Source organism: uncultured Pseudoflavonifractor sp. (assembly GCF_944387275.1).
Taxonomy (GTDB): domain Bacteria; phylum Bacillota; class Clostridia; order Oscillospirales; family Oscillospiraceae; genus Pseudoflavonifractor; species Pseudoflavonifractor intestinihominis.
On sequence record NZ_CALXEG010000005.1, the window covers coordinates 28,614 to 51,641 of the forward strand.

Annotated in this window: 17 protein-coding genes; 4 read left to right on the top strand and 13 right to left on the bottom strand. The window is 64.0% G+C overall.

The genetic code is table 11. The features are described 5' to 3' along the window. Positions 1-4: 4 nt before the first annotated feature. The 5 genes from Q0K23_RS02425 to Q0K23_RS02445 all read right to left on the bottom strand — a co-directional run bounded on the left by Q0K23_RS02425 (position 5) and on the right by Q0K23_RS02445 (position 9,487). Positions 5-1,648, bottom strand: coding sequence for a hypothetical protein (locus Q0K23_RS02425; RefSeq protein WP_294517442.1), 1,644 nt, complete (start codon positions 1,646-1,648; stop codon positions 5-7). A 26-nt stretch (positions 1,649-1,674) separates the two neighbouring features. After that, entirely contained in the window at positions 1,675-2,226 is a 552-nt protein-coding gene (locus tag Q0K23_RS02430) for a hypothetical protein (RefSeq protein WP_294517444.1), read from the bottom strand. Between the two features lie 3 nt (positions 2,227-2,229). Next, on the bottom strand, positions 2,230-3,906 hold the full coding sequence (locus tag Q0K23_RS02435; RefSeq protein WP_294517447.1) for a hypothetical protein: 1,677 nt from the start codon (positions 3,904-3,906) through the stop codon (positions 2,230-2,232). 79 nt (positions 3,907-3,985) lie between these two features. Next, positions 3,986-7,297 (bottom strand): tubulin-like doman-containing protein, encoded by a 3,312-nt coding sequence (locus tag Q0K23_RS02440; protein WP_294517449.1) that lies wholly within the window; start codon positions 7,295-7,297, stop codon positions 3,986-3,988. A gap of 69 nt (positions 7,298-7,366) precedes the next feature. Further along, positions 7,367-9,487 carry a VWA domain-containing protein gene (locus Q0K23_RS02445; RefSeq protein ID WP_294517451.1) on the bottom strand — a complete coding sequence of 707 codons (2,121 nt, stop codon included), beginning with the start codon at positions 9,485-9,487 and terminating at the stop codon, positions 7,367-7,369. Between the two features lie 226 nt (positions 9,488-9,713). Between Q0K23_RS02445 and Q0K23_RS02450 the strand changes: the two genes are divergently transcribed. Together Q0K23_RS02450 and Q0K23_RS02455 are read left to right on the top strand one after the other, a co-directional pair. Continuing rightward, positions 9,714-10,904: a transglutaminase domain-containing protein gene (locus tag Q0K23_RS02450; protein WP_294517453.1), complete on the top strand. Its 1,191-nt coding sequence runs from the start codon at positions 9,714-9,716 to the stop codon at positions 10,902-10,904. Between the two features lie 89 nt (positions 10,905-10,993). Continuing rightward, positions 10,994-11,497 carry a hypothetical protein gene (locus Q0K23_RS02455; protein ID WP_294517456.1) on the top strand — a complete coding sequence of 168 codons (504 nt, stop codon included), beginning with the start codon at positions 10,994-10,996 and terminating at the stop codon, positions 11,495-11,497. Positions 11,498-11,626: 129 nt separating this feature from the next. On the opposite strand, the gene Q0K23_RS02460 is transcribed toward Q0K23_RS02455, so the two are convergent. The 8 genes from Q0K23_RS02460 to Q0K23_RS02495 form a co-directional block, all read right to left on the bottom strand. Continuing rightward, positions 11,627-11,899 (bottom strand): DUF6514 family protein, encoded by a 273-nt coding sequence (locus tag Q0K23_RS02460; protein WP_294517459.1) that lies wholly within the window; start codon positions 11,897-11,899, stop codon positions 11,627-11,629. Between the two features lie 418 nt (positions 11,900-12,317). Next, positions 12,318-13,184 carry a DMT family transporter gene (locus tag Q0K23_RS02465; protein ID WP_294517462.1) on the bottom strand — a complete coding sequence of 289 codons (867 nt, stop codon included), beginning with the start codon at positions 13,182-13,184 and terminating at the stop codon, positions 12,318-12,320. Between the two features lie 95 nt (positions 13,185-13,279). Continuing rightward, a complete protein-coding gene (locus Q0K23_RS02470; protein ID WP_294517465.1) occupies positions 13,280-14,437 on the bottom strand; it encodes a DHHW family protein in 1,158 nt (385 codons plus the stop codon). Positions 14,438-14,453: 16 nt separating this feature from the next. Next, positions 14,454-15,857: an MBOAT family protein gene (locus Q0K23_RS02475; protein ID WP_294517467.1), complete on the bottom strand. Its 1,404-nt coding sequence runs from the start codon at positions 15,855-15,857 to the stop codon at positions 14,454-14,456. Positions 15,858-15,934: 77 nt separating this feature from the next. After that, positions 15,935-16,687 carry a DUF4358 domain-containing protein gene (locus tag Q0K23_RS02480; protein WP_294517469.1) on the bottom strand — a complete coding sequence of 251 codons (753 nt, stop codon included), beginning with the start codon at positions 16,685-16,687 and terminating at the stop codon, positions 15,935-15,937. Positions 16,688-16,872: 185 nt separating this feature from the next. Further along, the gene (gene udk, locus Q0K23_RS02485; RefSeq protein ID WP_294517471.1) at positions 16,873-17,490 is read right to left on the bottom strand and encodes a uridine kinase; all 618 of its coding nucleotides are present in this window, start codon (positions 17,488-17,490) and stop codon (positions 16,873-16,875) included. Between the two features lie 101 nt (positions 17,491-17,591). Continuing rightward, the gene (locus Q0K23_RS02490; protein ID WP_294517473.1) at positions 17,592-18,542 is read right to left on the bottom strand and encodes an aldo/keto reductase; all 951 of its coding nucleotides are present in this window, start codon (positions 18,540-18,542) and stop codon (positions 17,592-17,594) included. A 27-nt stretch (positions 18,543-18,569) separates the two neighbouring features. Further along, positions 18,570-19,634: a GntR family transcriptional regulator gene (locus Q0K23_RS02495; RefSeq protein WP_294517475.1), complete on the bottom strand. Its 1,065-nt coding sequence runs from the start codon at positions 19,632-19,634 to the stop codon at positions 18,570-18,572. A gap of 376 nt (positions 19,635-20,010) precedes the next feature. On the opposite strand from Q0K23_RS02495, the gene Q0K23_RS02500 reads away from it, so the two are divergent. Continuing rightward, the gene (locus tag Q0K23_RS02500; RefSeq protein ID WP_294517477.1) at positions 20,011-21,552 is read left to right on the top strand and encodes a glycoside hydrolase family 3 C-terminal domain-containing protein; all 1,542 of its coding nucleotides are present in this window, start codon (positions 20,011-20,013) and stop codon (positions 21,550-21,552) included. 69 nt (positions 21,553-21,621) lie between these two features. Then, the gene (locus Q0K23_RS02505; protein WP_294517480.1) at positions 21,622-23,028 is read left to right on the top strand and encodes a glycoside hydrolase family 3 N-terminal domain-containing protein; all 1,407 of its coding nucleotides are present in this window, start codon (positions 21,622-21,624) and stop codon (positions 23,026-23,028) included.

Sequence of the window (23,028 nt, forward strand, 5' to 3'; positions counted from 1 at the left end):
ATCCTTACCTCCCTCTGAACAGCCCCAGCACGCCGCTCCGGCGGCTGTTGTGGGACCGGTAACCGCCGGAGCTCCGGCCGTACATCCCCAGGTTCTCCCAGGTCAGCCGGTCCGCTCCCTCCTGGTCCGCACGGTCCACGGTGTAATACTCCCTGTCCCCCTCCGCCGCCGGCAGATAGCCCAGCATGGCCAGCATCCACAGGAAAGGCGCCTCGGTCTGGAAGGGGCAGCGCTCCCCGGCGGGGGTCCCGTCCTCCCGGAAGCCGTGGCCGTAGTTGGAGGTGGCCAGGAAGGTATGGACGGGAAAATACTTCTCAAACGCCTGGATGAGCCGGGGATTCTGCTCTCTCAGGTACATCCGCAGCCGGTGGGCCCGGTCGCAGAAGTCCTTGGCCCGCAGCACCGGCGTGCGGTTTCCCTCCGCCTCCAGCCAGTCGCTGCTGGCGCCCGGCCGGTAGTCGTCCCGGTACAGGATGGAGCGGAACGTCCCGCCGGCCTCAATGGTGTCGCTCTTGCCCAGCAGGAACACCACCGGCACGTCCTTCCGGAACAGGGAGGACAGCTGGCTCATCCGGGCCGCCAGCTCGTCGGTGGGCGTGGCCTGCCGGCCCTCGCTGTACCCGTATTTGGCCTGGTCTGCCTTGTCCTCGTCCCGGATGCTGATCTGCCGCAGCTCCAGCTCGTCGGTGCAGTACCAGACGCAGTCCACATTCTGATAGAAATTCTGGTACTCCTTGAAGATGGCGTCGGCTACGCCCAGCCGCTCCCGGTCCAGATTGTACTCGCCGGGCAGGTCCACCACCGTGAGGATCAGATTGGTCTTCCGGCCCACCCGCACCAGCACCGAGAAGCGGGGAATGGCCTCGGCGTTGCCGGTCTTGGTGGCCTCCACCTTCCGGTTGGCGCTGTACGGCTCCAGGCAGTCGGCCTCAAATCGGAGCCAGCTCTTGTCGCCCTTCTCCCGCACCTCGCCGGCGTCCACGGTGCGGACGCCGTAGCTCTGCCAGCTGATGGCGCAGGAAGCCCGGTCGTGGACAAACACGTCGGCACAGGCCGCCAGGGCGGTGGATTTGGAGATCCGGGGGCCGCCCAGTACGGTCAGCACCACCTCGGGATACCGCCCCGCCCAGTAGGACATGACGCCGCCGCAGTGGGGACAGTGGCGCTGGTCGGCGATGACGTTGCCGTGGGTGTCCCGGACGGCGGTGATGTACACGTCGCCGTCCCCCTCCCGGTAGTACTGCACCTCCATCCGCAGCACGTGATCCCCCTTGGCGAAGCCGTCGCCCAGCATGAACTCCACCAGCTCCCGGTATTCGGCCGGAACGCTGTCCCGCTGATTCCGCAGCTTTTTCTTCCATAGGGAGGTGGGGATGGCCAGCATGCCCCGGAACACGTCCCGGGCGCCGGTGGAGGTCAGGTCGCTGGTATGGCCCAGCAGCTCGGACTCGGAGAAGAAGGTGGGCCCATGGCCCCGGTTGCTCCAGGTGTTCACCAGGCCGTCGAAGGCGCTGCTGAACCGCTCCACGTCCTCCCGGGCGCAGGCGGAAAAATAGGCCTTCTTCCACAGCTTGAACTGCTCGCTGAAATCAAAACACAGGTCGGAACTTTTCCCCTTCCGACCGCAGTAGGGACAAATACACTCCATATGTTCTCTCTCCTCTCTCTCCGCCGTCACTGCCCGCCGGCGGTGTCTTCCAGGGTCTCGGGCAGCGTCAGGATCTTCTGCAAATGTGCGGCCCAGCTCAGCTTTACCGGCAGCGTCCGCCGGGGCCGCAGCAGGAAGGACAGCTGATACCGCTCCCCGTTCTGCTCCGCCTCCGGCAGGGGCACGGTGCCGAAGATGCCGTAATCCAGGCCGCAGTCCCCCGCCCCCAGGGGCATCGGGCTGATGATGGTGAACCGGCGGAAGCCGCCCTGCTCCCGCTGGCTGCGCAGTTCTACCCGCTGCCGCCGGCCGAAGAACACATCCCGGGCCGGGATCAGGGGCGCTCCGCTGTCGGCGTCGGCCAGGAAGCAGCGGTACAGCCCATCGGGCAGCCGGACATCCATCCTCCGGGGGCGAAAGTCCCGGGCCGGGTACACCGTCAGCTCCACCGGCCCGGTGCAGCCTCCCCCAAAGCAGCGGACAGGCTGGAGCACCAGCCGGGCCTTGCCCCGGCCCTCCAGCTCCTCCTCCGTCCAGGTGACAAAGTACCGCCGGTCCTCAAACAGGTTCAGTTCCACCTCTCAGCCCTCCTCTCCGCCGTCCGTGCGGGCGCTGATCCGCAGCTCCCACATGAGCCGCCGGCCCAGCCCGTCCACGGGCAGCACCCGCACAAGCCCCGTGTTGCTCCGGGCGATCAGCTCCCCCTCCCGGTCCTCAAACAGGGGCTGTCCGGCTGCGCTTGTGCTCCGGGCCAGCAGGTCCAGGCTGTCCCTGTCCCACAGGAGCACCGTCTCCTCCCGGCCCGTGGCCCGGAAGGCATCCTCCGCCCGCCTCCGGGCGCCCTCGGCCAGCACCGCCGCGTCCTCGCCGGTGAACTCCGCCCGGCTGTACAGCCCGGCCAGCAGGGTGGATGGGGTCGCATCCCGCCAGTCCCCCGGCAGGTCCGCCCGCTGCCGCCCCGGACCCAGCTCCATGGCGCTGAGAACGGTCAGTCCCCGGGTCAGCTCCTCCTGCTTGTCCCGCGCCTGCCGCATCAGGCCGCTGTCCGCCTGGAAGAAACGGCTGATCTCCCCCCACCAGGCGGCCTCCGCGCCGCTGCGGACGCAGGACTCCCACAGTTCCAGCTCGTTCTCCACCTGGGCGAGCAGCTGGGCGGGATGGGCGCCCCGGGGCGTGATATCACGGCCCAGGGCCCGGTCCAGACGGAGCTTCCCGCTCCGCTGCTCCGCCCTGGCCTGCTCCTGAAAATAGAGGGCCAGCCCGGCGGCCTCGCCTGTGATCAGCCGCAGGGGCTGGCGGTAGCACCGCCCCGCCAGCTCCAGCCGCTCAATGTAGTTCCGGCACAGCACGGGCAGAACCGGCGTCACCCGGTCCAGCAGCCAGTCCTGGGGCGGACGGCCCTCCGGGCGGCCCAGCAGCTCCTCCAGCAGGGCGCGGGCGGAGATGGTCCCGCCTCCGGCGGCCTCACCGCCAAAAACCCGGGCAAGCCGACTTACAACGCCCTTTCCGCTCAGGCCCAGGCGCTCCTCCAGGCCGTCCCCTCCGGTGACGGGCAGGTCGCGCAGACGGGGCACTCCGGCCAGCACCGCCTCCATGTCCCGCTCGGTGGGTCCGAACTCCGCCTGGAAACGCGCTCCGGCCTCGGACCGGTCCCCTTCGGTGAGGGCCTCCAGCCTGTCCCGCAGCTGCCGGGCCAGGTCACGCTCCACCGCGCTGTGGAGAGTAGCTTGAAGCCGGACCGGCAGCCCGGGATGGCCGGAGATCAGGGGCTGATCCAGACTGCCCGCCAGCAAAAGGGCGGCCAGGGTGTCCGCTCCGCCGGGCACCCCCGGGTCCACCAGCCACAGGCGGCTCCATCCGTTGTGAGTGCAGCTCAGCTCCGCTGTCAGACGGCACTGTTCCACCCGGACAGGCAGCCGGTCCCGGAAGGCCGCCCGCAGCCCGTCCAGACTGTCAGGCGCCTCCCGGTTCCACACCCACAGCACATACGCCCCGTCGGGGCACACCACCGCCCCCTCTCTCCGCTCCTCCGCCAGAGCCTCCAGGCAGGCCCGGAGGTCCTGCTCCGGCCTGTCTCCCAGAGGACAGGGGCGGTACAGCGCCTGAAACCGCTCCGCCGCGGCGGCGCACAGCCCTGCGGCAGCCTCATCGTCCTCCCGCCAGGCCAGCACCGCCGCGCTCTTCCGGGGCAGCAGGTCTGCACGCGGCAGCACGTTCTTCACGCGGCCCCGGAGCTCTTCTCTCAAATTGGCTCTCACCGGCATCCATCCTCTCTCCAGGCATCCGGTCAGGAGCCGGACGGGCCCCAAAGGGCTCCGTCCGGCGTCCATATCCTGCTTACAGCTCGTCGATCATCCAGTCGTAGAAGCGGCGGATCTTGCTTGCCAGCTCCTCGCCCGCCTTGTCCTCGAAGTCGCGGGAGGCCATGGCGTAGGAGATGCCCAGCTCCTTGTCGGCCCGCTTCAGACCCCGCAGCTTCTCGCAGTAGTCCCGCAGGGCCTCCCGCTGCTCTCTGGCCGCCTTCAGGTCGGCGTCTGTGGCTTTCTCCTTCTGCTCGGCCAGGGCGTCGGTAAAGCGCTCATAGTCGTCGTCGCTGATGGCGTAGAAGGCCTGGGCTGCGTAGTACTCCTTGCAGTCCCGCTCCAGACGGCTCTCCAGCTCGCCGCTCAGGGGCTTCTCGTCCCCCAGCTCCATGTTCCAGCAGGCACGCAGGTCGTCGTAGGCGATGAGGCCGCCCGTCAGGCACTTGAGGAAGGTCTGGCTCCGCTGGGCCTCCTTCTCCCGGATACCGGCGGCGGTGTTGTGGGCCTCCAGCAGGGCTTTCAGCTCCTCCACCACGGGGAAGGCCGCCTTCAGCTCCGTCCAGACGGCCATCTTGCGCCGCAGGCCCCGCTCAGCCAGCCGCTCGCCCAGGTCAGCGGGGGCCGGGTTGTCGGTGGTGGTCATCACCTGGTTGACGTACTTCAGGTCCTCTCTCACCATGGCGGGCTTGGGGAAGCCGTCGCTGTCCGGAATCTCCTTGTCCGCCAGAATGGTGCACAGCTCCGCCATGGTATAGGTCTGGTCCTTGTCCAGCTGGGCCGCTGCCAGCAGGTCTCCGGCTGCGGTCCCCGGATTGGGCAGGTAAATGGCGTACTCCGCCGTGGCGCCGGCGGCGCCGGGGTTGGTCCGTACCTCCAGGCCCAGCTCATCGGCCCGCTTCAGGTCCTCAACAGCCTCCTTGGCCAGGACCGCCTCACGCATGTCCCACTTGGGCACCATACCGTGGAACAGGCTCTGGTTGAACAGATTGGGGAAGCGGCTCCAGTCGCGGCCGTTGTCGCCGTGCTCCATGTGGAGGCCCACCTCGCGGGGGTTGTCTTCATAGGTCTGTTCCGCCTCCTCCACCCAGCTCAGGGCCCAGGCGGGCACGCAGACGTACAGCCGGTAGAGGACGATCTCGTCCCGGGCGGAGCTGCGGTACACGCTGTCGCTTCCGTCCACTACGCCGTGGCCTACGGCATAGTTTGCGATGTGCTTGTCCAGCCAGCGGCAGCCGTCGGGCACGGTCATGTACTTGCTGCAGCCGCAGTCGTTCAGGGAGAAGCCGGCCCGGGTCTGGAGCAGGGCGCCGGCCTGGGTGCTCAGCTTGTCCACCAGCGTCTCAGCCGCCAGCGCCAGGGGCTTGTGGCCGTCCTGGTCCTGGTCAGGGGGGAGCTGGGGGATCTTGGCGTCCTTGTTGCCCGAGTAGAGCTTGACCAGAAAGCTCTCCATGGTGTCGTTCACCACCTGCTTAAACTCGTCCTGGATGAACTGGCGGATGAGCGCCGCCGCGTCAAAGGCCGCCTGGCCCTTGCCCTCGGGCGGATCCAGCTGGGTCCACTCGTCCTTCTTGCTGCACAGCAGATCCACAAAGGCCTTGGCCTTGCGGGTGATCTCCTTCTGGGGAAGCAGGTCGTCCAGATAGTTCATGACCACCTTGGTGGCCTCCTTGCCGCCGGTCAGGTCGATGGGGGACCAGGAGAAGGAGCGCTGGAACAGGGCCTGGTGCTCCTCGGTGTTGGTGAGCAGGCCGGCGTTGCGCTCGATGAGCCGCTTGAGCTCCTTGATGACAAAGGTGTACACGTCGTAGAGGCCGCTGCCCATGGGGATGACCACCTGCTGCTCCAGCTGGCCGTACAGCTGCTCCACACGGGCCCAGTCCTCGTTGCGGCCCAGCAGGCCCTTGGATTTGGCGGCGGCGTAGCTGGCGAACTTGCCGTCGGCGTGGAGGACCCGGCGGATCTCGTTCATCATGTTGACCATGTAGTAGGGGCCCTTCACCCGGAACACCTCGTCCGCCTTGGCGGTGAAGCGCTCCTTCATGGGGTTGAGGCGCATGGCCGCCTTGACCTCCTTGGGGGAGAGGTTGGCCTCCAGCAGGAAGCGCTCGGCCAGGGCGCTGTCCGGCTCGCCGCAGCGCTCGAACTGCTCCCACACCTTGTCAAAGACCTTCTTGGCCACATAGACCGTCATCAGGTCGATGGGCACCACACACGAGGAGTAGCCGATGACGTTGTAGCAGTAGTTGGCGTCCCGGGGGAAGACCCGGTGGCTCTGCCGGCGTACCGCCACATCGCTGATGGGCGTCCGGTTGCAGAGGAAGGAGTCCACCATGAAAGGCTCGTTGCCCGCCTTGGCCTCGGTGGTGCAGATCATGTTCAGGATGGAGTTGGCCACCACCTTGCGGGCGGTGTCCGCCGGGTCGCCGAAGAACACGCCGCCGTCCGCCACGCCCTCCACCAGGGTGCAGAAGTCGAAGATGTTCTCGCTGATCTCCACCTTGAAGGTGCCGTACTGCTGGCGGAACACCTCGCCCCGGCTCTGGAGGCCCATGAAGTAGTCGATCTCCTTGAGGGCGGCGTATGCGTTGCGGTTGCCTTTATCACGGCGCACCTGGTCGGGCTCGCTGCCGCAGGCGCTGGGCAGCATCAGGTAGGCCGACACGCCGGTCTTTTTGTACCGGGCCACGCTGATATTTCGGATGATCTGCCGGGTAAGGAAGGGCAGGTCCACCATGGTGCCGCCGCTGGTGCCGCCGGCCAGGCCGGCCAGGAAGATGACGTTGAGGCGCATGCCGGCGGGCTTGCCCTCCAGGAGGCGGTTGACCGCGGTGGTCAGGGCGGTGCTCAGGGCGGCGATGGTGTTGGGCTGGCTGAGGCGGACCCGGCCGGGCTGCCGCCATGCGGCTGTGCCCGAGCTGTCAAAGCCGGACTGGGAAGACATGGTGATGGCCTTACCGCCGGTCACCTCGTACAGCTCGGGGTCCACCCACTCCTTCATCTGAGGGGAGATGATGGCCGGGTTGATGGACTCGTGGGCCCCCTCAAAGGGCAGCTTGAGCACCTCTGTACTGTCAAAGCCGTACTTGTCCTGCAGCTCGCCCAGCTCATTGTAGGCCGCGTCCACCGCCAGAAACGCCACTTTGTCGGCCAGCTCTTTGGGGTCCACCTTCCACTCCAGCTGCTTGCGCACAGTGCACAGGCTCTTGTGGCCGTTGCCGCCGCTGGAGATGAAGAGGAACAGCTCGTCCACCAGCTTGCGCTTGTGGGTGGAGATGACACCGGTGCCCTCCAGGTAGTCCAGGGTCTGCAGGTTGGCCTTTACGCGCTTCTTGTGAGTATCGTTCATACGGAATCCTTCCTTTCTCTCTTGTCCGATGTTGGATGTTGTGTATGGGTCACGGGGCCGGAGCGGGGTTCAGTCCTCCAGGGGAATCCACTCCACCTCGATGGTCAGGCCCCTCTCGTCGTCCCGGAAAACCTCTCCGCCCAGGGCACGGCTGTCCCTGCCCAGGCGATAGGTCCTGTACTTGCGCCGCCCGCTGGTGCGGGTGACCATGCGGATGCGGTTGCTGCCCGAGGACAGCGCTCCCCTGGCCTCCTTCACCGCCTGGACGATGCGCTGCATCCCCATGCTGCCTGAGCCGGGGTCCAGGCTGTTCATGATCAGGGTGTACAGCGTGAACGAGCTGCCCCGGGGCGGGGCGATGGTCTCCACACTGTACCCGTCGCCGCAGGCGCAGGTGACGGTGAAGTCGCCGGGCAGGCGGAGGGTCCGCTGCCGCAGCACCAGAGCCGCCGCAATGAGGGCCGCCAGCACCACCAGAATCAGGGGCAGCCACACCAGCAGGCTGAAGGTGACCTCCACGGTGCCGGGGATGTCCCACACCTGCCCCAGGCTGTCCACGGCGTGGACGGTAAAGGCCGCCTCTCCTGTCTGGAGTCCCCGGACGGTAATGACGCCGCCCTCGCCGTGGGTGATGTCCAGCACTTCCTCAGGTGTCCAGGTGGCGCTCTCCACCGTCAGGGTCACATTGTCCCACCCTGCCAGGAAGCGCTCCGCCAGGTCCACGTCCACCGAGGCCCTGTGGCCCACGGACACCTGGATGGGCTCGCCGCCCATGGTGAACTCCAGGGTCTGCGCTGTGGTGCGGGCCATCTGTGCGGCGGTCACCGACGCCTCCGCCCGATACCGGCCGGGGGCGGGGACGGTGAACGTGCCCACAAGGGCGCCCGCCTCCTCGCTGTAGGCCAGGGCTATGGTCTGGCCCTCGCCCCCCGCCTCCGGTGTGACGGTGCAGGAGGCGCCGCTGAGGGCGGCATAGAACGCCTCGTCCTGGGGCTGGTCCATGTAGAGCACTGTCACCCTGAGGGCGGCACTGCCGCCCTGGATCTGGCTCTCCATCTCAAGGGTGATGCCGGTGACGGGCACCAGTGTGACGTCGTAGGACACCGGACCCTCGGTGCCCAGGGTCCAGACGCCCTGCGCCGGGGTCATGATGGTCAGCAGGGCGTAGCCGTTGCCGCGGACAAGCCGCACCGAGCTGCCGCTCAGGTCCACCTGGCCGCCGCTGGGGTCCCAGAGGCCCAGACCGCCGATGTCGCCGTCGGATATAATATAGATGTTGGCGCAGAAGATGCCGGGGCTGGTCAGGTCCACGTCGTAGTAGGTCCAGCCCTCCGGCCCCGGCCCCGAGGGGCCCGTGGGCGGGACGTCCGTACCGGCGGAGCCCATCATCATGCCGAAGATGGCGTTGTAGAAGTCGCTGACCTCCTGGCGGGAGTCGGTGATCAGATAGTTGACACGGGAGGCCCCGCCGGCGTCGTTGCTGTCGGGGAGCAGCAGGCCCTCGCCCGACTGGGTGCTGTTGGCAATGTTCCAGATCTCCGCCCGGCCCTGGTCGTTGATCCGGCCCTGGTAGTTCAGACCCACCACGTAGATCTCGCAGTCCAGCTGCCGGGCCGCCTCCAGGCCCTCGGCCATCATGGCGGCGGAGCGCTCCATCCCCTGGGCGGAGAGGGCGTCGGTATAGCCGTCGGTGAAGAGGATGATCATGTTCTTCCGGACGCCGTCCTGGGCGTTTTGGAGCATCTCAGTGCCTGAGAGCACCGCACGGCCCAGGTCTGTGGCGCCGGTGTTCACCTTATCATAGGTGATGGCGTCGATCTCGCTAGTGAGAAAGGCCACCTCCGCCTCAGTGGTCAGCTCCACCGGGATGGTCTCTGTCTGGGCCTCTGCGCTGAAGGAGATGACGCCCACCCGGGAGCACCCGCCGTCCCTGCCGGCGGCCTGTGTCATCATGCTCTCGGCGTAGAGGGAGTTGACGAACATCCCTGCCGCCGATACCGCCAGCCGCTCCGGGTCGGTGGCGTTCATGGAGCCGCTCTTGTCGATGAGCAGGGCGATGTTGTAGGGCTGGCTGCCGGTGCTCTCCGCTGCCGCCGCACAGGGCGTTCCCCATCCCAGGCCGCTCCACGCCAGGCAGAGCGCCGCGGCCAGCGCCGTCAGCGCCAGCCGCACCGTGTCTCGCTTCTTCATTTCGGTTTCCTCCTTTATATTCCGCTCTCCGCGTCTCACGCTGTCTGTACTTTGTTCTTTGTCACAAAAAACGGAGTCTCCCTCCCATTGTCACGGCTCGTCCCGGAAAAAAAGATAAAATTTTTCCCCATCGCCGTGACAATCCCGCGCCTCCCCCGTTATCCTGTACAAAGGCCGGTGCCCCGGCCCATCACGCCGGCTCGCCGGCAAAAGGAGTGGATTTTTCATGAAACGCATGCTTTCTTTCTCTCTCGCCGCCGCCCTCTTCCTCCCCCTGCTGCTGTGCAGCGGCTGCGCCCCCTTGGGCCTGTTCCGCTCCGGCGCTTCCCCCGCTCCCTCCCAGGCTCCCGTGCTCTCCCAGCCCACCGCCCAGCCCATCGTCTCCGACAACGCCCCCAAACCCGATATGCGCTACTGCCGGCAGCAGCTCAGCGGAGCGGAACTGGAGCTCTATCTCCGGGTGCTGGACGCCGTCCAGAACGCGGAGCCCACCATCACCGAGACCAGCTTTGACAGAGACACCCTGAGCCGAATGGTGGACTATGTGCGCGCCGACTACCCGGAGCTCTTCTGGCTGCTGGGTACGGACACCCTCACCACCACCATGATCGGCGGAGTCCCCACCGAGATAACCCTCACTTTCCGGTACAGCATAGACGCCGCCGACCTGCCCGCGGCCACTGCGCAGGTGGAGGCCGCCGCCCAGGAGTGTCTCAGCGGCATCGACCCCGCCTGGAGCGACTACGACAAGATTAAGGCGGTGTATGACTGGATCGTCCGCCGGACGGAGTACGACCCGGACGCCAACGACCAGAGCCTGTACACCGTCCTGGTCAGCGGCCGCGGGGTGTGCGCCGGGTACGCCAAGGCCACCCAGTACCTGCTCAACCAGCTGGGCATTCCCTGCACCTATGTGACAGGCACGGTCCGGGGCGCCGGCCACGGCTGGAACCTGGTGTGGGCGGAGGGCGCCTGGTACTATCTGGACCCCACCTGGGGCGACCCCCTCTTCTCCGACGGCGAGCAGGACCCGGACTACGTGTCTTATAACTACTTCTGCGTCACCACCGACGAGCTGTTCAGGACCCACACGCCGGACGACCTCTTCCCCCTCCCCGTGTGCACCGCCACGGCCTGCAACTACTTTGTCCGCAGCGGCCTGCTGCTGGACGGGTACGACTACGACGCCGTGCTGGAAATCCTTCGTCAGGCTGTGAACGAGGGGCGGGACGCCACGATCCGCTTCTCCTCCGCCCAGGCTCTGGAACAGGCCGACCACGCCCTAACCGGAGAGTACAAGCTCTTTGACATGCTAAAGGAGATCGACGGCGGCTCCGGCGTGCTGGACACCAGCGTGATCCACCACAGCGTGGACGAGGAGCTGAACATCTTCAACGTCTACTTCACCTTCCGGTGAGCCGACCCGACGGCACAGCGCAAGGAGCCACACATGGGAACGCAGACTATATCTCCAGGGACTGCCGCATATAAGAGGAGGTCATGTTCATGATGCTGAAACGGGAGCTGCTCCGGCTGGGGCTGTGCGCCGCCGCAGGGCTGGTCATCGGCCTGCTGTGCGCCGGACTCAAGGCCATGGTGCCCTGCGCCTTTTATGCCGTGGGCCTGTTCTACGGCATCCGCTTTGTGCTGCCCGCCCTGCTGGGCGCGCTCAAGACCTTCGCCAACGCGGGCATCCTGTCCATCGTGTTCAAAAATCCCATCGGTATCCTGGTCCTGGCCCTGCTCTGCCTGCTGGTAGTGAGCGTCATCATCGCCGTGGCCTGGGTCGCGGGGGTGGTCTTTGCCGCCATCCGGCTGTGGCGGGCCTGGCAGGCGGACCGGGCCATGGGTACCCCCTTCCAGCCCCGCTTTCCTCCCTCCGGCCGTTCCCGGCCCAAAGCCGGGAGCGGCGCCCAGTCCCCAGGCGGATGGGACGCCAGCGGATGGGACGCCAGCGGATGGGACTCCGGCGGAGACGGCGGATGGAACAGCGGCGGATGGGACGACTAAAAAACAGCAGCCCGGCAGGCCAATGGCCTGACAGGCTGCTGTTTTTGCAGGTTATAGCGTGTGTTTCAGCAGTTCATGTTGTTGTACCAAGGAAGGGACAGGCGCAAAGAGAGCCCCTGACTGCGTTGCTTACAGCCAGTCCTCCACCACGTCGCGCAGAGAGGCGGGGGTAACTGCATTGCGGGTCAGGAGCTCCATCAGCTCGTCGATCCGGGCGGCGCTGGTGGTGATGTTGGGCAGGTCTACGCGTTTGCCGTCAGACTCCGCGATGCCCACGCCGTAGCTCTCACAGGCAAAGCTGCCGCCCACCTCCATCTGGTCGATCAGGATGTAGTAATCGCAGCGGACGGCCCGCCCATCCTCGCCCTGTTCCTCCCGGGTACCTACAAACATTTCCCTCATCTTGCGTTTTCCTCCTTTGCTTTTACACACTGGCTACATTATATTGTACTATCCAATAATTAGAAAGGGTAATATTTCGCACTTTTCGACCGCCCAGCCGGTATTATGTTGCCTTCCGCTGCTATCGGTAAACCTGATTCCCGCCGCGGAGGGCGAAGGCGCGCGTTTTATGGGGATTTTTGTCGAGAAAAACTTTCCCCTTACGGTATATCTTCCCTCTTGCATCGGTATATTTTCCCGGGAAATACCGGTTACTCTCTATATAAACCCCCACTTTTATTCTATTTTTTTCTATTTTTGTATATTTATATAAAATTATATAATATTAAACATTTTTGTAGAATTAAGTCATTTTAAAAGGATTTTTGACTGCAAAAAACGGCGCTTCCGCTCACACGGAAGCGCCGTTTTTTGTCTCCTATTCCGCCCTGGTGTAGAGAAGCACGCCGGCAAGCACCAACACGCCGCCCGCCGCCTGTGCCGGCCCGGGCAGCTCCCCGAACAGGGGCACTGCCAGCACGGTGGCAAACACCGGCTCGCACAGCTTGACCGCCGACACATAGGAGGGACTGAGGTATTTCAGGCTCCAGCTGAACAGGCTGTGGCCCAGCAGGGTGCACACTACCGCCAGCAGCAGGCCGATGATCCACTCCCTGGGCGGGTACCCCGCCACCGGCGTGCCGGTGAACAGGTCCAGGACCAGCAGGGTGAGAAAGCTGGACAGGTAGGTGAAGAAGGTGTACACCGTGGTGGACATGTGGCCCCGCTCCACCCGTCCGATGAGGGTGTACAGGGCCACAAACACCGCCCCGGCCAGGCTCAGCAGGTCGCCGTACAGGGCGCCGCTGCCTCCGCCGCCGTCGGACAGGGCCAGCACCACGCTGCCGCCAAAGGCCAGGGCAATGGCCGCCACCCCCAGCTTTGGAATTTTCCCTTTCAGGAAGAGGGCAAAGCCCAGGGCGCAGAAGATGACCTCGGTGCTCACCAGCACGGTGGAGCTGGCCACCGAGGTCCACCGGAGGGACTCGAACCAGCTGGCAAAGTGGAGGGCCAGCAAGGCCCCGCTGGCGGCGCAGGAGAGGATGTCCCGCCGGTTCAGCGCCTTGAACTCTTCCCGATGCTTCAGCAGCAGCACCGGCAGCAGCAATACCACGGTCCAGCCCAGGCGGCAGGTGGCGGTGAAGAGGGAGGGCGCCTGGGACCAGCGGACAAAGAAGGAGGAAAAGGCCGCCCCCAGCACCCCCAGGAACAGCACCGCCTTGGGACTGGCGGCCAGCTTGGTCATAGGTCAACACCTGTTTCGTAAAAAATGGACGGACGCGGCTGCGTCCGTCCATTTATGATACCTTAAAATGCAGGCGCTGGCAAGGCCGCGCCAGCTCAGGGCTGGCGGAGGGTGAACAGGTTGGTGTCGGTGACGAAGTTAGACACGCTGTAGAGCACCACGGCCATGTCGATGTCGTTGTCCTTGATATACTGGGGGATGGAGTAGCGGTAGTAGCGCAGGTCGATGAGGTGGATCTCAGAGAAGTGCTGGGTCAGGAAGGGCACCAGGCTGTCGGTGTAGGAGTCCCGCAGGAGGAGGATCTTGGGGCCGTCCACGTTGGGGTTCTTGATGACGCCCAGGGACTGGTTGCCGCCCATGAAGAAGGTGTACTTGTCCTTGATGTCCAGGCGGTCCCAGTTGTACAGTGCGCCCTCCTCCGGCTCGCCGGTGAACCAGGAGGTGACCTCCACGCCGGGGTCGGGGACATAGATGTCGATGTCGTCAGGCTTGACCCAGCGGACGCCGGAGGTGGAGAACACAGTGCCGTAGAAGCTGTCGGACACGGTCTGCTTGGTGTAGCTGTCCAGGGGCACGGGCTCCATGCCCAGGGCGTTCATCAGGGAGACATAGCCGTAATAGGCGCCCAGGCTGGTCCAGTGGTGGTCGGTGCGGTAGAAGATGTCCTGGTCCCTGTGGTCCCACAGCTGCTGATAGCTGTCGTACCAGATGGCGTCACTGCTGGCCTGGATGCCGTCGATGACCGCCTTCTGGTCGGCGTTGGGGGCGCCCTCGGGCAGCCGGTCGGCCCAGATGGACACGGCGCCGGGGATGAGGGACATGTACACCGGCACGCCGGCGTTGGCCACGAACTGGTTCACATAGCCCACGTTGGTGTCCACCCGCTTCTGGTCGGGCTGGTCAAAGCGGGTGATGAGGGTGTCCTTGTCGCAGAAGTAGACGCCGTTGTTCTCCTGCTTGCCGGACAGCCGCTCAGAGGTGGACTTGAGGGCCACCCAGTTGTCCCGCAGGATGAACTGGTCGTTGCAGTAGGTCTCAAACTGGCTCATAAAGGTGCCGTTGAAGAAGTCGCCGCTGTTCTCCACCGGCCAGGCCAGCTTGAAGTCGGAGGCCTCCAGGGTGGGCAGCTGCTGGAGGGACCGGTTCTCCAGCTCGGAGGTCTCCCGGTCGGGCGACAGGGCGGTGGCGGTGGTCAGAACGCCCAGGAACACGCAGAACAGCGCAGTGATGAAAATACAGTATTTCTTGGTCATGGCGATTACCTCCGGCTCAGAATCGGAAATAGAGGAAGGGGTTGTAGGTGGCGTCCACCAGGTAGGCCGTGCACAGGGTCAGACCCCCCAGCAGCAGGATGGGCAGCACGATCTTGACCGCCTTCTGCGGGGTCTTCTCCCACACCCGGACCGCCAGGGGCGTGGAGGCCACGGCGGCCACCAGCAGCATGGGCAGGTAGGAGCGCAGGTAGTACCAGACGGCGCTGTCGGCCAGGCCGCCGCCCGCGGAGCCGAACATGGCGGCCAGATAGGCGCCCATCTGGCCAAAGTCCTCCAGGGCGAACAGGGCCCAGGACACCAGCAGGAAGAAGAGGGTGTACAGGTGCTGCACCACAGCGGGGGCCTTTTTCAGCACGTTGAGGAGGAATGCCTTCTCGATGATGAGCATGACGGCGAAGTAGAGGCCCCAGAGGAGGAAGTTCCAGCTGGCCCCGTGCCAGATACCTGTGGCGGCCCACACCACCAGCAGGTTGAAGAACAGCCGGGGCTTGCTCACCCGGTTGCCCCCCAGGGGGATATACATATACTCCCGGAACCAGGAGCCCAGGGAGATATGCCACCGCCGCCAGAACTCGGTGAGGGACTTGGAGATATAGGGGTAGTTGAAGTTGCGCATGAACTCAAACCCCAGCATCCGGCCCAGGCCCACCGCCATGTCGGAGTAGCCGGAGAAGTCGAAGTAAATCTGGAATGCAAAGGCCACCATGCCCAGCCAGGCGCCCGCGGTGGTGAGCTGGTCGGTGGGCATGGCCTTGTAGGCGTCCCACAGCATGCCCAGGTTGTTGGCCAGCAGCACCTTTTTCGCCAGGCCCACCACAAAGACCTGCACGCCGGAGGCAAACTGCTCCACGTGGTACTCCCGGTGGTCAATCTGGTCCCCCAGGTCCTTGTACTTGATGATGGGGCCGGCGATGAGCTGGGGGAAGAGGGTGACGAAGGTGCCGAAGTTGATGATGCTGTGCTGGGCCTTGGCGTCTCCCCGGTACACGTCGATGGTGTAGCTCATGGTCTGGAAGGTGTAGAAGGAGATGCCGATAGGCAGGCTCAGCCCCAACACGGGCATGAACCCGATGCCCAGGTTCTGGAGGGTACCGGCGATAAAGTCCCAGTACTTGAAGAAGAACAGCAGCAGCAGGTTGAGGAACACCGATGAGGCCACCGCCATCCTTGCGCCTTTGTCGTTGCCTTTGGCCTTGCACTTCTCCACCAGCATGCCGTGGGTGTAGTCGATGGCGATGGAGGCGAACATGATGACGATATAGACCGGCTCGCCCCAGCCGTAGAAGATCAGGTTAAAGACCAGCAGAACGGCGTTGCGCCATTTCACCGGTGTGAGATAGTGGACGATCAGTACAATGGGCAGATAAAAGAACAGAAAAAATACGCTGGAAAAAACCAATCCTAACCCTCCCGCCAGAGTATTGGGGGCGGACAGCTGGCGTCACGCCCACTCTGGTATGTTGCCCGAAACGGGCGTTATTTTGCGTAGGTGTTGAAGGCCTCCACCATCTGGTCAGCGTACTCGTCGATGCAGAAGAGGAGGTAGTCCCCGCTGGTGACCAGCTTGTAGTTGTCCACCAGCTTCAGGGTCTCGGGGTACAGGTTGCCGGCCTTCAGGGTCTCCAGCCGGGACTCGCAGGCGGCCTTCACCGCGTCCACACGGCCAGGGGCGCACTGGGCAATCAGGAACTCGGTGACGTGGGCGCTCATCAGAGGCATCTTGGCGATGAACTCCACCAGGTCGGAGGATTCGATGCCATACAGGTCGGAGAGCAGGGTGGCGTCCACGTCCATCAGCTGGGGCCGCTCCAGGCCGGACACCTCGTTCCAGATGGACTGGACCACAGAGGCGGAGGGGCTCTCAGAGGGCTTCTGGCTCTCGCTGGGCGCGGGGCTCTCAGAAGGCTTCTGGCTCTCACTGGGCTTGGTGCTCTCAGTGGGCTTCTGGCTCTCGCTGGGCTTGGTGCTCTCCGCGGGCTTCTGGCTCTCGCTGGGCTGCGTGCTCTCAGAGGGCTCCGGGGTCTCGCTGGGCTGGACGCTCTCGCTGGGCTCCAGAGTCTCGCTGGGGGTGACCTCAGGCGTGGGGGTGGTGCTGGGCGTCAGGCTCTCGGTAACGGGCGGCGTGGACACAGGGGGCGTGGAGCCCGCAGCGTCGGGGCTGCCGCAGGCGGCCAGCAGGGACAGGGTCAGGGCCCCGGAGAGGGCCAGAGCGAGAAACTTCTTGTTCATATCAGATAAACTCCTTTGATCCATAATATCAAATGGGGTGTGTATCTCCCCTTTTGGGAAACCGCAGTCTTTGACGGACCCCATGGACAAAAAGTTCCCGCTCTGTGAAAAAAACTTTCCGCAAAAAGCCGCCCGCGGGGGAAGGACCCTTCTCCTCCGGGGCGGCTGTTCTGTTGGACTTGGTGTTACAGCTCCTCCACGTGGCTCCTGATCCGCTGGGTGATCATCTCCAGGGCCACCAGGTTGTGGCCGCCGTCCAGCACCACGATGTCGGCGTACTGCCGGGAGGGCTGGACAAACTGCTCGTGCATGGGCTTGACTGTGGTGAGGTACTGGTCAATGACGCTGTCCAGGCTGCGTCCCCGCTCCTTCACGTCCCGGAGGATCCGGCGGAGGATGCGCACGTCCGCATCGGTGTCCACAAAGATCTTGATGTCCATCAGGTCCCGCAGCTTCTTGTTCTCAAAAATCAGAATGCCCTCCACGATCACCACCTTGGTGGGCTTGACCTCCACCGTCTCGGTGGACCGGTTGTGGATGGTGTAGTCGTACACCGGGCAGTGGATGGTCTTGCCCGAGCAGAGGGTCTGCAGGTCCTCCACCATCAGGTCGGTGTCAAAGGCGTCTGGATGGTCGTAGTTCAGGGCGGCCCGCTCCTCATAGGTCATGTTGGGGTGGGCCTTGTAGTAGTTGTCGTGGTACACCACCGAGATGTTGCCGCCAAAGCTGTCGATGAGATGCTTGGTCAGGGTGGTCTTGCCGGAGCCGGTGCCACCGGCGATGCCGATCACCATGGTATTCATCCTGGGTTTCCCCCTTTTTTGTTATCGTCTCAGTATACCACATTCTCCGGTCCGCTGGAAAGGCGTTTTGCCCATATTTGCAGGTAATGGGTGGGAATTTCTCAGCGTCCGTCCGCCTCCAGGTTCAGCCAGCGGCACTCCTCCCGGGTGAGGGCCACCTCCAGCGCGCCGCAGTTGGCGGCGATGCGGGCCGGGTTGCCGGTGGAGAAGATGGCGTAGGCGTTCATGTCCTGGTGGAACAGCCAGGCCAGGGAGAGCTGTGCCACGGTACAGCCCTTCTCCTTGGCCAGGACCTCCGCCCGCCTCAGCCTCTCCCAGTTCTCCGGGCAGTCGTATCCCCGCCGCCCGGCGGCGTCCAGCTTGTCCGCCCGCTTGGGGTCAGCGGCGGAGATCTTGCCCGACAGCATCCCCCGGGCCAGGCTGGAGAAGGCCAGCACCGCCGTGCCGCTCTCCCGGTACCAGGCCCGTTCCCCCTCCCGGTCGGCTCCCGTCAGGGTGACGCAGCCCGCGCCGCCGCCCCAGGGGTCCCGGATCTGACAGGCCAGGCCGAAGTGAGGGGAGGACACGGTAAAGGGCTCCAGGTCGTGGGCGGCGGCGTAGTCGTTGGCCTCCTGAATCCGCTCTGCCGTCCAGTTGGACCCGCCGAAGGCCCGCAGCTTGCCCTGCTTTTTCAGATCATTGAGGGTCTCCACCAGCTCTCCCGCCTGGGCGTGATGGCTGTCCCGGTGGAGCAGGAACAGGTCGATGCACTCCACCCCCAGCCGCCGCAGGGAGGTCTCCACGTCCTTCACCAGGCAGGCCGGGGTCACCCGGTCGGGCCGCAGAGGCGTGGGATGGCAGCCCTTTGTCTCAATGACCAGCTTATCCAGGTCCCTGCCCTTCAGCCAGCGGCCCAGCAGCTCCTCGCTGCCGCCGTATACATGGGCGGTGTCAAAGGCATTGACGCCCGCGTCCACCGCCGCGTCCAGCACAGCGGTGTCCTTCAGGTCCGCGCAGCCCAGCACCAGCCGGGACACGGGCTTGTCCAGCCCGGAAATGGTTCCGTATTTCATGGTTTTCCTCCCGTTTCTCTTGTCTGTTCAGCCGCTCTCCTTGCGCACCAGCCGCCAGGTGATGGACTGGGACTGGACCTGCCGTCCGGCCATCCGTTCCAGCAGCAGCTCAGCGGCCATACCGCCCAGCCGGTGGGCCTCATGGGCCAGAGAGGTGATGCGCACCGGGCACAGGTCGCTGTAATAGCTGTTGTCAAAGCTGACCACCGCCGTGTCCGCAGGGATCTTGTGTCCGGTGCTCAGGAGCATGCGGATGAGCCGGTCGGCGATCTCGTCGTTGTAGCAGATGACTGCCGTGCAGTCCTTGAGGTAAAATTGGGTAAAGTGTTTCAGCAGGTCGTTGTGGCCGTAGTCCAGCAGGTAGCGCCGTTCCTCGGTGGTGTACCACAGGACCCGGTCGTCCGGTAGGGGCAATCCGGCGTCCCGCATGGCGGCCAGGTAGCCCAGATACCGCTGGTGGCCCTGGATGTCGTCGCTCTTGAAGATACCGGCGATCTTGGTGTGGCCCCGGGCGATGAGATGGCGGGCCAGCTGATACCCGCCGCCGAAGTTGTCGTCCGATACGCACACCGCCCCTGGCAGCGCCCCGTAGCTGCCGTGGATGAACACCACCGGGATGCCCGCCAGGTCCAGCTTCTCGTACAGGTCCAGGTTGGGGTTGGGCAGAGCGGTCTTGGAGCCCTCCACGATCAGCCCGCCCACCGGCTGGTGAAGCAGGCCCTGGAGGATGTCCCGCTCGTTGGACACCTTGTTCTGCGTGGAGTAGAGGAGGGTGGAGTAGTTTTTCCGGCTGAGCACCGCCTGGATGTCCTGGAGGACCGTGGGAAAGATGTAGTCGTTTAAATAGGATGTGACCACCGCGATCCGGTCGCTGCCGCCGGAGCGGCCCCGGTCCAGCACCCGGGACCCGCTGCCTTGCCGCTTCTCGATGAGCCCCAGCTCCACCAGCTTGTCCAACGCCTGCCGCACCGTCTGGCGGCTGACCGAGTAGATTTGGGTCAGCTCCTGCTCGGTGGGCAGCTTGTCCGGGAAGGTGCCCCGGGCGATTTCCGCCTGAAGCTGAGCTGCCAGCTGAAGATATTTAAAGGCCATAGCGCCGCCCCCTCTCTGTACAGATCAGATATGTTTTTGCTCAAAAATCAATACAAATTCCGTTCTTTTTCTCTTCTCATCCCTTCTTATTTTTCTTTATTTTTTCATTTATTATATCATAATAAATGAAATTATCAACTATAGTCCATATATTTTTTATATTGTATTTCTTTTTATAACTTTTCTAAAATTTATATTGTTTTATTGACCATAAAACATTTTTTCAAGACAAATATATTGTAAAACCCTCTGCCGTCTGATACCGTATACTCAGCAAATGGTACGGCCGTAGCAAATTCCTGTCCGTCCTGCCGGCGAAGGCGCACCGCTGGCGGCACCACCACATGGGCTATTATTTTAGGGGAGGTTTTCCGGAATGAAAAAGGAAGCACTCTGGCGGGGTCTGACGTCAGTGCTGGCAGTCCTGCTGGCATTTCTGTTTGTCATGACAAACGTGGCCTGGGGGTATGAAAACCTGATCAACTCGGCCCTGAACGTCACCACCCGCAAGGCCGTGGAGTCGGAATCCAGCTCCACGGTGGACACCGCTTTTTACAAGAGCGACTACGGCGATGTCAACCACCTGACGGAGGAGGACCTTGACCGCCTGAACGCGGACGAGGACGCCTTCATCGTCCAGGAGATGGAAGAGGGCGCGGTTCTGCTAAAGAACGACAACAACGCGCTTCCTCTGGCGCAGGACGAGCGCCGGGTCACCCTGTTCGGCAGCGGGTCCGCCAAGCCGCTGTATCACGGAAACTCCGGCGGCGGCGACAACGATCCCAGCCGGGAGGTTAGCTTCTATCAGGCGCTCAAGGACGAGGGCTTCACCATCAACGAGGCCCTCTATCAGGCCTACCTGAACAGCCCCACCACCCGAAAAATCGTGGTCACCAACGAGCAGTCCGCCGGCACCTACGGCGGCACGGACTCCTGGTCCATCGGCGAAGAGCCTATCTCCTTCTATACCGACGAACTGAAATCCACCTTCTCCGACTACAACGACGTGGCCATCGTAGTCCTCACAAGGGCCTGCGGCGAGGACAGCGACCTGCCCACCTCCGACGAGGACGGCGTCAGCTACCTCTCCCTCCACCAGGATGAGAAGGACATGCTGAACATGATCTACCAGTCCGGCCAGTTCGACAAGATCATCCTCATCAACAACAGCCCCAACCCGCTGGAACTGGGATGGCTGGACGAATACCACGTGGACGCCTGCCTGTGGATCGGGAATCCCGGCCTGGTGGGCTTCCGTGGGGTGGTCAACCTGCTCACCGGGGCGGCCAATCCCTCCGGCCGTCTGGTGGACACCTACGCCGCCAGCTCCCTCTCCGCCCCCTCCGTGCAGAATTACGGCAGCTTTACCTTTGAAAACAGCACCGAGATCACGGATTACTGCGCGGACGACGACAAGTATGTCACCCACTACATGGTGTACGCTGAGGGCATCTATGTGGGCTACAAGTACTATGAGACCCGCTATGAAGACTGTGTCCTGGGGCAGGGCGGTGCGTCCAGCGGTTCGGGCGTGTTCGCCTCTCAGAACGGTGCCTGGAGCTACGCGGATGAGGTCGTCTATCCCTTCGGCTACGGATTGAGCTACACCACCTTCCAGCAGACCCTGGACAGCGTGACAGAGGCGGACGGCACCTTCACCGTCAGCGTGACCGTGACAAACACCGGCGACACCGCCGGAAAAGACGTGGTGCAGGTCTACGCCCAGACGCCCTACACGGACTACGACCGGGAGAACCTGGTGGAGAAATCCGCCATCCAGCTGCTGGGCTTCGGCAAGACCGGCCTGCTGGAGCCCGGCCAGTCTGAGCCGGTCACCGTGACGTGTGACAAGTATCTGCTGGCCAGCTACGACTACACTAACGCAAAGGGCTACATTCTGGACGCGGGGGACTACTAGCTCGCCATCGGCAGCGACGCTCACGACGCGCTGAACAATGTCCTGGCGGCCAAGGGCGCCGACGGCCTGGTGGACCAGGACGGCGAAAGCGTCCCCGGTGACGCCGGAAAGACCTACACCTGGAGTCAGGCCCAACTGGATACGGAGACCTACAAATACTCTCTCCAGACCGGCGTACAGGTCACCAATCAGCTGGACGACGCGGACCTCAATCACTGGATCGATAACAGCGTGACCTACCTGACCCGCCAGGACTGGGAGGGCACCTTCCCCCAGCCGGTAACCGGTCTGACCGCCACTGAGGACATGATCCGGGAGCTGGACGGCCACCTCTACGAGACGCCTGACGACGCCCCCTCCATCCGCTCCTTCACCATGGGAGCGGACAACGGCATCACCTTTGTGGACATGAAGGACGAGACCTACGACAGCCCCGTGTGGGACGAATTCCTGGACCAGCTTACCCTGGACGATATGGTCTCCATCATCGATGAGACCTGGTCCTCCCCCGCTGTGGACAAGGTCAACAAGCCGGAATCCCGCAATCAGGACGGCCCCGGCGGCGTCAGCGGCCCCTACCTCCAGGGCGACCAGACCGCCACGCCCACCGCCTATGTGGGCCAGTCCCTGGCAGCCGCCACCTGGAACCTGGACATGCTGGCCAAACGTGGCAGCTTCCTGGCTGAGGACGCCATCTTCGCAGGCGTTTCCCACCTCTGGGCCCCCGGCGGAGACATGCACCGCACCCCCTTCTCCGGCCGGAATTTTGAGTACTACTCCGAGGACGCCGTTCTGGCCTACCTCTGCTCAGCCAGCGAGACCGCGGCCATGCAGGCCAAGGGCCTGTGCGCCAGCATCAAGCACTTTGTGGGCAACGACCAGGAGACCAACCGTCACGGCCTGGCCACCTTTATGACCGAGCAGACCGCCCGGGAGATCTATCTGAAGGCCTTTGAGGGCGCCTTCACCAAGGGCGGCGCCCTGGGCACCATGACCTCCTATAACCGCATGGGCTGCACCTACGTGGGCCACAGCGCCGCGCTGCAGCGGGAGATCCTCCGTTCCGAGTGGGGATTCCAGGGCGTCATCATCTCCGACGCCGCCATGAACAACTACCAGCACGCCCTGGAGGGCCTGGTAGGCGGCACCGACTTCTGGTGTATGTCCGGCTTCTACAACATGGTGGTTCCCGGCGCTGAGCTGCGGAATGTAGAGCTGAAAAATTACATCGAAGCCAACGACGACGGCTACCTGCTGGGCCTGCTGCGGGAGGCAAACCACAATTTCTACTACGCCTTTGTCCACACCAACCTGATCAACGGCCTGAATCCCGACACCACCTTTGTTACTGTCTACCCCTGGTGGAAAACCGTTATCATTGCCGCGGACTGCACTGTCGGCGTGCTCACTGCGGCGGCCTGCGCGCTGTATGCCTCCGCCCTTCTCCACAAAAAGCGGAGCGCCGGAATCCAGTGA